The following is an 8,447-nucleotide window of genomic DNA, read 5'->3' on the forward strand; positions in this document are numbered from 1 at the left end:
GGGTCACTGTCTGCGGCCGCCGGTGAGCGCGCCGGTGAGGCCGCCCTGGCCGGCGGTGCCGTCGCCCCCGCCGTCGCCGGTCCCGCCCGTGGGATCCCCGGTGGTGCCGCCGGTGGCGGTGTTCCCGTCGGTGGTGCCGCCGTCGGCGGCGCCACCGTCCGGGGGACCGGTGCCGCCGTCCGTCTGGCCCTCGGTCTGGCCCTCGCCCTGCCCCTGGTTCTGTCCCTGCTCGTCGCCAGGCGGGCGGCTGCCGGTCTCCTGCCCGCCGGGCGTGGCCGAGCGCTCCTCCTCCTCGCCGCCGGGCTCGTCGGGGGCGGTGGAGGCGTCGCCGTCGCTAGGCGGCGGCTGCGTCTGGTCGGCGCCGGGCATCAGGTCGAGGTCGAAGTCCTTGACCGGCTTGCCCTCCAGCGCCTCACGCGTGTACTGGGCCCAGATCTCGGCCGGGACGCCGCCGCCGTTGACGCGGGGCAGGCCCATCGCGCCGTACAGCTTCTTCTGCGCGCCGGTCTCGGGGTCCTGGCCCATGACGGCGACGACGGTCGCGAGGTCCGGGGTGTAGCCGGCGAACCAGGCGGCCTTGTCCTCCTCGGCGGTGCCGGTCTTGCCCGCGGCGGGCCGTCCGGCGTCGAGGGCGGCGGTGGCGGTGCCGTTCTGCACGACGCCGCGCAGCACTGCGGTGGTGGTGTCGGCGGCCTGGCGGCTGACGGCCTGGCGGGTCTGCCGCTTCGGCAGCTCCACCGTCTCCCGGCCGTCCTTCGTCACCTTCTCGATCATGGTGTACGTGCCGTGCTTGCCGTGGTTGGCGAGCGTCGCGTAGACCTCGGCCATGTCCAGCACGCTGGCGGTGGCCACACCGAGCGCGATGGACGGGCTGGGGGTCAGCGACGGCGTCTTCGGGGGCAGGCCGAGGTCGACGGCGGTCTGCATGACCTTGTCGGAGCCGACGTCCACGGCCAGCTGCGCGTACACGGAGTTGACGGACTTGTCGGTGGCCTCGCGGACGGTGATGTCGCCGTAGGAGACGTGGTCCTCGTTCTCCGGGGCGTAGTGGCCCGACCAGCCCTGCACGGGGCGCTTGTTGGTGCCGTCGTACACCGTGTTGGGCGTGATGAGGCGGCCGTCCTGGGTGTTGGACTTGTTCTCGACGGCGGAGGTGAAGACGATCGGCTTGAAGATGGAGCCGACCTGGTAGTCCCGGCGGGTCGCGTTCGGGGTGTACTGCTTGACGTAGTCGATGCCGTTGTACATCGCGACGACCTTGCCGGTCTTCGGGTCGACGGAGGCGCCGCCGGCCCGCACGTAGGTGTCGACCTTGCGGTTCTTCTTGTCGAGGCGGTCCATCAGCTTGTCGTTGACGGCGTCGACGAAGGCGTCCTGCTTGTCCTTCTGCAGCGTGGTGGTGATGCGGTAGCCGCCCCGGTCGAGTTCGTCCTCGCCGACGATCCGGTTCTTGACGAGGTGGTCCTTGACGGTGCGGACGATGTAGCCGCGCTGGCCGGACATGCCGGTGGAGACGGTGGTCTCCTTCGGCACGGGGAACTCCATGCCGGCCCGCTCCGACTCGCTGAGCCAGCCCTTCTCGACCATGCCGTCCAGGACGTAGTTCCAGCGGGACTCGGCGGCCTTGCGGTTCTCCGGGTGGGCGATCACGTCGTACTGGCTGGGCGCGTTGACGAGCGCGGCGAGGTAGGCGGCGCGGCCGGCGTCGAGGTCCTTGGCGTCCATGCCGTAGTAGGCCTGGGCGGCGGCCTGGATGCCGTAGGCGTTGCGGCCGAAGTAGCTGGTGTTGAGGTAGCCCTCGAGGATCTGGTCCTTGCTCTGCTCCCGGTCCAGCTTGACGGCGATGAAGAACTCCTTCACCTTGCGGGTGACGGTCTGCTCCTGGCGCAGGTAGTAGTTCTTCACGTACTGCTGGGTGATGGTGGAGCCGGACTGCTTGCCCTTGCCGGTGGCCGTGTTCCAGGCGGCGCGGACCATCGCTTTGGGGTCGATGGCGGACTGGGTGTAGAAGTCCCGGTCCTCGGCGGCGAGGACCGCGTGCCGGGCGGCCTTGGAGACGCGGTCGAGGGTGACGTTCTCCCGGTTGACCTCGCCGTCCCGGGCGATGACGGAGCCGTCGGCGTACAGGTAGACGTTGGCCTGCTTGGTCGCCAGGGCGTTGGCGGGCGGGATCTTCACCAGGTGGTAGCCGAGGAAGAAGGCCCCGACCAGCAGCAGGGTGCCGATGATGAAGGTGCTGAGCACCATCCGCCAGGTGGGGATCAGACGGCGCCAGCCGGTGCGCCGGCGCTTGCCCCCCGCCGTGCCCTGCGGGGCGTCGGCCGCCTGTGGCTCTCTCGGGGCCCAGCCCGGGCCCTGCTGTGGCTGCGGCTCGTCGCTCATGTCGTGCACGGACTCCTGTTTCGCCTCGTTCGTCGCTGTACGCCTGGTGCGCTCCTTCTATTGAAGACTGTCGCATCCGGCGATCAGTTCCCCGCCGACGCCGCGCGTCCGCATCGGATGCGCCTTCTCACACGCATGGCCCGCAGCGGGGCGGGGAGGCGCGCCGGGAGGCGTTCGTTCCGTCGTAGCCGACGGCCGGAGACAACTCGTAGGCTGACGGGTATGACCGACGACGCCGCACCGGACCTCCGCGCATCCGACACCGACCGTGAACGGGTCGCCGACATCCTGCGCGACGCCCTCGCGGAAGGGCGCCTGGACATGGAGGAGTTCGGGGAGCGGCTGGACGCCACCTACCGGGCGCGCACGTACGGGGAACTGGCGCCGATCACCCGCGACCTGCCGTCCGCCGGGGTGAGCGCCCCGGCGGTGTCGCTGACGAAGGAGCCGGTGCCGTCCGACGACTGGGCGGCGCGGATCGTCGGCGGCGACGACGACGGCCGGTCCTCCTGGGCGGTCGCGGTGATGTCGGGTTTCCAGCGCAAGGGCCGCTGGACGGCGCCGCGGCGGTTCAACTGCTTCGCGTTCTGGGGCGGCGGCGACATCGACCTGCGGGAGGCGAACTTCGCGGACCGCGAGATCGTGATCAACGCGGTCGCGATCATGGGCGGGGTGGACATCACCGTCCCGCCGGGCGTCGAGGTCGTGGTCCGGGGCATCGGCATCATGGGCGGCTTCGACCACCGTGAGGAGGGCGTCCCGGCCGAGCCGGGCGCGCCGCGGGTGGTCGTCACGGGCTTCGCCTTCTGGGGCGGGGTCGGCGTGCAGCGCAAGCTGCCCCGCGCGGAGAAGCAGCGGCTGCGCGAGGAGCGCCGCCGCCAGAAGCTGGAACGCAAGGCGAACCGCCGTGAGCTGGGCGCCTCCTCCGGCGCCACGTCCTGGGACGGCGGCCTGGGCGGCCTGCACGGCACGCCCGCCGAGGAGCGCCCCGAGCGCCGCGACGGACGGGGCGGCCACGGCGGTCACGGCGGCTACGGTCACTGACCTGCGCCGGTGCACCGGCCGGACTCGCGCGGGCGCGCGCGGAGCCCTGTCGGCGTCTCCGGGCCGGGTGCCCGCCCGCTACAGCGCGGCCGGTGCGCTGCCGCGCAGCACGCGGAGGTCCAGGGCCTGCGCCATCCGCGTGTAGCCGCGGTCGCTGGGGTGCAGGTGGTCGCCGGAGTCGTAGACGGGACGCAGGCGGCGCGGGTCGTAGGGGTCGCGCAGCGCCTTGTCGAAGTCGACGACGGCGTCGAAGACCCGGCCGGAGCGGATCTCGGCGTTGATCCGCTGCCGTACCGCCTCGCGCGCGTCGGTGTGGCCGCGGTGGCCGCCGAACGGCATGAGGGTGGCGCCGACGACCTTCAGGCCGCGGGCGTGGGCCCGGTCGACGAGGGCGCGCAGGCCGCCGAGGATCCGGTCGGGGTCGCCGGCGCCGGGGTGGCGCAGGATGTCGTTGACGCCGAGGTCGACGACGACGGCGCGGACGTTGGTGCGGTCGAGGACGTCGCGGCCGAAGCGGTTGAGGCCGCTGGGGTTCTCGGGCGGGCGGCCGAGGCCGTCGGTGAGGACGCGGTTGCCGCTGATGCCCTCGTTGACGACGCTGAGCCGGGGCACCTTCCGCCCCTCGTCGAGGGCGGCGCGCAGCCGGTCGGAGAGCACGTCCGGCCAGCGGTTGTTGGCGCCGACGGTGGAGGTGACCCCGTCGGTGAGGGAGTCGCCGAACGCGACGAGGGTGCCGTCCGAGTCGTTGCTGAGGACGTCCAGCGCGGTCACGTACCGCCAGTAGCGGCTCTGCGTGGTGTACGGGGCGCCGGTGGTGTCCCCGGTGTGCTGTCCCTCGGCGACCCAGGAGATCTGGCGGGCGCGCGGGTGGTGGGTGACGGGCCCGGAGGCGGTGGGGGAGTAGGTGGTGATGAGCACGTCGCCGTCGGGCGGGACGGTGATGCGGACGGCGTCGCTCGTCACCTGGCCGCCGGCCGGGACGACGACGGTGCGGCTGCCGGTGAAGGTGAGCGGCCGCAGGGTGCCGGTGACCGCCGCGGCACTGCCGGGGCCCGCCGCGACGGCGACGGAGGCGTGCGTGATGGTCAGCGGGGACTGGCCGTAGAGATTGGACAGCGTGACGCGGGCACTCGTACCGCCGGCGCTGGTGTGGACGACGTTGCGCACCGAGCGGCCCGCCAGCCCGGTGGTCTCGGTGCCGGGTTCGCCGCCGACCGGGGCGGTGGCCCAGGAGGCGACCCAGGTGCCGGTGGAGGCGGGCGCGGCCGGGTTGCGCGGCGCGTGGCCTCCGGCGAGGGTGTCGCGGTGCTGCGTGCCGTCGTCCGCGGCGACTCCCGCGTAGAGCGCGGCGGAGAGGGCCACTATCGCGGCGAGGACGGCGGCGAGCAGGGCGCGCTGTTTCGCTGGAGGCGCCCCCGCGCCTCCGTCACGACCCCGGGTCATGCTGTTCTGTTCTCCTCGGGAGGTGGGAGCCCCGAGGCTCCGGTCCGACGAACCCATGATGCGTCACGGGCGGGAGGCGGCCTGCGCCACCCCGCGCAGTCGCCCCTCGGGACAGACGCCGGGAACTCCTGTTCCGTTCCGGGAGTCGGTCAGGAAGGGACAATGTGTGAGGGATCACCGAACGGGTGGAGTGGATGGAACGGACCGAAAGCCCAGAAGTCGGACAAAGTGGCGCCGAGGGGCAGCATGCCCGCTCCGGCGCCGTCACGAACCGCGCGATGACCTCGTTCAGCCCCGCGGACGAGGAGAAGCGGCGCGGGGTGCGCCGGATGAAGCTCACCGCCACCGGTCTGCTGGTCTTCGTGGCCGTGGTCTACGTCCTCGCCGAGTGGGCCTCCCACCGGGGCGCCGGCGCCTGGGCGGGGTACGTGTCCGCCGCGGCGGAGGCGGGCATGGTCGGCGCGCTCGCCGACTGGTTCGCCGTCACCGCCCTGTTCCGTCACCCGCTCGGCCTGCCCATCCCGCACACGGCGATCATTCCCCGGAAGAAGGATCAGCTCGGCGTCTCCCTGGGGGAGTTCGTCGGGGAGAACTTCCTCTCCGAGGACGTGGTGCGGGGCCGGCTGCGGGCCGTCGGCATCGGCAGCCGGCTGGGCGCCTGGCTCGCCGTCCCCGAGCACGCCGACCGGGTCACCGCCGAACTCGCGGCGGCCCTGCGCGGCGCGCTCGCGGTGCTGCGCGACTCCGACGTCCAGGCCGTGGTGGGCGAGGCCATCACCCGCCGGGCCGACGCCCAGGAGATCGCCCCCGGCATGGGCAAGATGCTGGACCGGATCGTCGCCGACGGCGGCCACCGGCGGGCCGTCGACCTGGTCGTCACCCGCGCCCACGACTGGCTGGAGCTGCACGGCGACACCGTGATGGAGGCGGTCCACGTCGGTGCGCCCGGCTGGACCCCGCGGTTCGTGGACCGCAAGGTCGGCGAGCGCGTCTACAAGGAACTGCTGCGTTTCGTCACCGAGATGCGCGACATGCCGGACCATCCCGCGCGCGGCGCGCTGGACCGCTTCCTCACCGACTTCGCCTCCGACCTCCAGTCCGACACCGAGACCCGCGCCCGCGTCGAGCGCCTCAAGGGCGAGATCCTCGGCCGCAGCGAGGTCCAGGACGTCATCGCCTCCGCGTGGACGGCGGTGCGCGCCATGATCGTCGCCGCGGCGGAGGACGAGCGCAGCGAGCTGCGGCTGCGGGTGCGGGCCTCCCTGCTGTCCCTGGGCGCCCGCATGTCCGCCGACCCCAAGCTGCAGGGCAAGGTCGACGGCTGGCTGGAGAGCGCCGCCGTGTACGTCGTCACCACCTACCGCAAGGAGATCACCTCCCTGATCACGGACACGGTGGCGGGCTGGGACGCCGAGCACACCACGAAGAAGATCGAGGCGAACATCGGCCGGGACCTGCAGTTCATCCGGATCAACGGCACGGTGGTCGGTTCCCTGGCGGGTCTCGTCATCCACACCGTCTCGCGGGCCCTGGGGGCGTAGGCGCGGCCCGGGGGCGGTGGCGGGGCCGCTGGGGCGCCCGGCGTGCCGTGGTGGGCGTAGAAGGGCCGACTCCAGGGCACCCGACGGAGGTTCGCGCCCCGAGGACCCCACGACGGCTCGCCCCGCACCGAGGACCCGGCGGGGTGCGGACGTGTGGATGAGTCGTCGAGGAGCCGAGGAGGGGGCCCATGACCACCGCGCGGTCCGGGACCGGACGCACCATCACCACGAGCATTCCCGCCCGCCTGGACCGCCTGCCCTGGTCCCGCTGGCACTGGTCGGTCGTCATCGGCCTCGGCACGGTGTGGATCCTCGACGGCTTCGAGGTCACCATCGTCGGCAACATCGCCGCCCGCCTGTCCGAGCCCGGCAGCGGCCTGCCCATCACCTCCGGCGAGGTCACCGGCATCTCCGCCGCCCTGTACGTGGCCGGAGCCTGTACCGGCGCCCTGTTCTGGGGCCGCCTCACCGACCTGTGGGGCCGCAAGAAACTCTTCATGATCACCCTCGCGGTCTACCTGGGCGCCACCGCCCTGACCGCGTTCGCCTTCGACACCTGGTGGTTCTTCCTCTTCCGCTTCCTGACCGGCTTCGGCATCGGTGGCGAGTACGCGGCCATCAACTCCGCCATCGACGAACTGATCCCCGCCCACTACCGGGGGCGCGTGGGCCTGCTCATCAACGGCAGCTACTGGCTGGGCGCGGTCGGCGGGGCCCTGCTGTCGATCGTCGCGCTCGACACGTCGGTCTTCCCGGCCGACCTCGGCTGGCGGCTCACCTTCGGGCTGGGCGCCGTCCTGGCCCTGGTGATCCTCCTGGTCCGCCGGCACGTCCCGGAAAGCCCGCGCTGGCTGCTGATCCACGGCCGTGACGACGAGGCCGAACGCATCGTCTCCGCCATCGAGCGGCGCGTGGAGGACGAACGGGGAGAGGCACTGCCGCGTCCCGAGGGCGAGCTGACCATCCATCAGCGCCGCAGCGTCTCCTTCGCCGAGATCGCCCGCACCGTTCTCGCCCGGTACCGCCGGCGCGCCGCCCTGGGTTTCTCCCTCTTCATCGGCCAGGCGTTCCTCTACAACGCCATCACCTTCGGCTTCGGCGCGATCCTCACCCAGTTCTTCGACGTGCCGAGCGGCCACACCGGCTACTACTTCGCCGTCATCGCGCTCGGCAACTTCCTCGGCCCGCTGCTGCTGGGCAAGTTGTTCGACACCGTCGGCCGCCGGGTGATGATCTCCGGGACGTATCTGCTCTCCGGACTGCTGCTGTTCGGCACGGCCTGGCTGTTCGACCGGGGTGCGCTGGACGCGACCACCATGACGGCTTGCTGGTGCGCGGTGCTGTTCTTCGCCTCGGCGGGCGCCTCCAGCGCCTACCTCACGGTCTCCGAGATCTTCCCGATGGAGACCCGCGCCATGTCCATCGCCTTCTTCTACGCCATCGGCACCGCCGCGGGCGGCATCAGCGGCCCGCTGCTCTTCGCGGAACTCACCAACACCGGCAAGGTCGCCGACACCGTCCTCGCCTTCCAGATCGGCGCCGGACTGATGTGCCTGGCGGGCCTGGTGGCCGTGTTCCTCGCGGTGAACGCGGAACGCCGCGCGCTGGAGGACATCGCCCAGCCGCTGACGGCGGCGGCGAAGGAGCCGGGCCCGGAGGTGCAGCCGGCGGCCACCTGACGGGCGGTCGGCCGGCCCGGGGGCGGGGCGTCCCCGCTCCCGGGCACCTGCCTCGCCTGCCGGCCTGGGGGGCCGCCGGGCTGTGGAGGCTGCGGGTACGGGGGCCCGTCGGGTTGCGGAGGCTGCGGGTACGGGGGCCTGCCGGGGCCTGGAGGGGGCGGTACGGGGACCCGCCGGGGCCTGGAGGCTGCGGGCGCCCGGACCCGCCGGGGCCTGGAGGTTGCGGGCACCGCACCCGGACCTGCCGGGCCCCGGGGACTGCGGGCACTGGGACCCGCCCGGTCCGGGAGGCTGCGGGGACCGCACCCGGAGCCGTCGGGCCCCGGAGGCTGCCGGTACGGGGACCCGCCGGGTTCTG

Annotated in this window: 5 protein-coding genes; 3 read left to right on the forward strand and 2 right to left on the reverse strand. The window is 72.9% G+C overall.

What is annotated here, in order from left to right:
* Nucleotides 1-3: 3 nt before the first annotated feature.
* Nucleotides 4-2,382, reverse strand: a complete 2,379-nt coding sequence (locus tag G3I53_RS10605; RefSeq protein WP_164438268.1) for a transglycosylase domain-containing protein — start codon at nt 2,380-2,382, stop codon at nt 4-6.
* 222 nt (nt 2,383-2,604) lie between these two features.
* Here G3I53_RS10605 and G3I53_RS10610 point away from each other — a divergent pair, with 222 nt between their 5' ends.
* A complete protein-coding gene (locus G3I53_RS10610; protein ID WP_164338786.1) occupies nt 2,605-3,426 on the forward strand; it encodes a DUF1707 domain-containing protein in 822 nt (273 codons plus the stop codon).
* 78 nt (nt 3,427-3,504) lie between these two features.
* Here G3I53_RS10610 and G3I53_RS10615 read toward each other — a convergent pair whose 3' ends face one another.
* Entirely contained in the window at nt 3,505-4,869 is a 1,365-nt protein-coding gene (locus G3I53_RS10615; protein WP_164338787.1) for an SGNH/GDSL hydrolase family protein, read from the reverse strand.
* A gap of 194 nt (nt 4,870-5,063) precedes the next feature.
* Between G3I53_RS10615 and G3I53_RS10620 the strand changes: the two genes are divergently transcribed.
* Both G3I53_RS10620 and G3I53_RS10625 read left to right on the forward strand, forming a co-directional pair.
* Nucleotides 5,064-6,410, forward strand: a complete 1,347-nt coding sequence (locus G3I53_RS10620; RefSeq protein WP_164338788.1) for a DUF445 domain-containing protein — start codon at nt 5,064-5,066, stop codon at nt 6,408-6,410.
* A 188-nt stretch (nt 6,411-6,598) separates the two neighbouring features.
* The gene (locus tag G3I53_RS10625) at nt 6,599-8,089 is read left to right on the forward strand and encodes an MFS transporter (protein ID WP_164338789.1); all 1,491 of its coding nucleotides are present in this window, start codon (nt 6,599-6,601) and stop codon (nt 8,087-8,089) included.
* The last annotated feature ends 358 nt before the right edge of the window (nt 8,090-8,447 follow it).

It is taken from the genome of Streptomyces sp. SID14436 (assembly GCF_010548465.1).
In the GTDB taxonomy this organism is placed as follows: Bacteria; Actinomycetota; Actinomycetes; order Streptomycetales; family Streptomycetaceae; genus Streptomyces.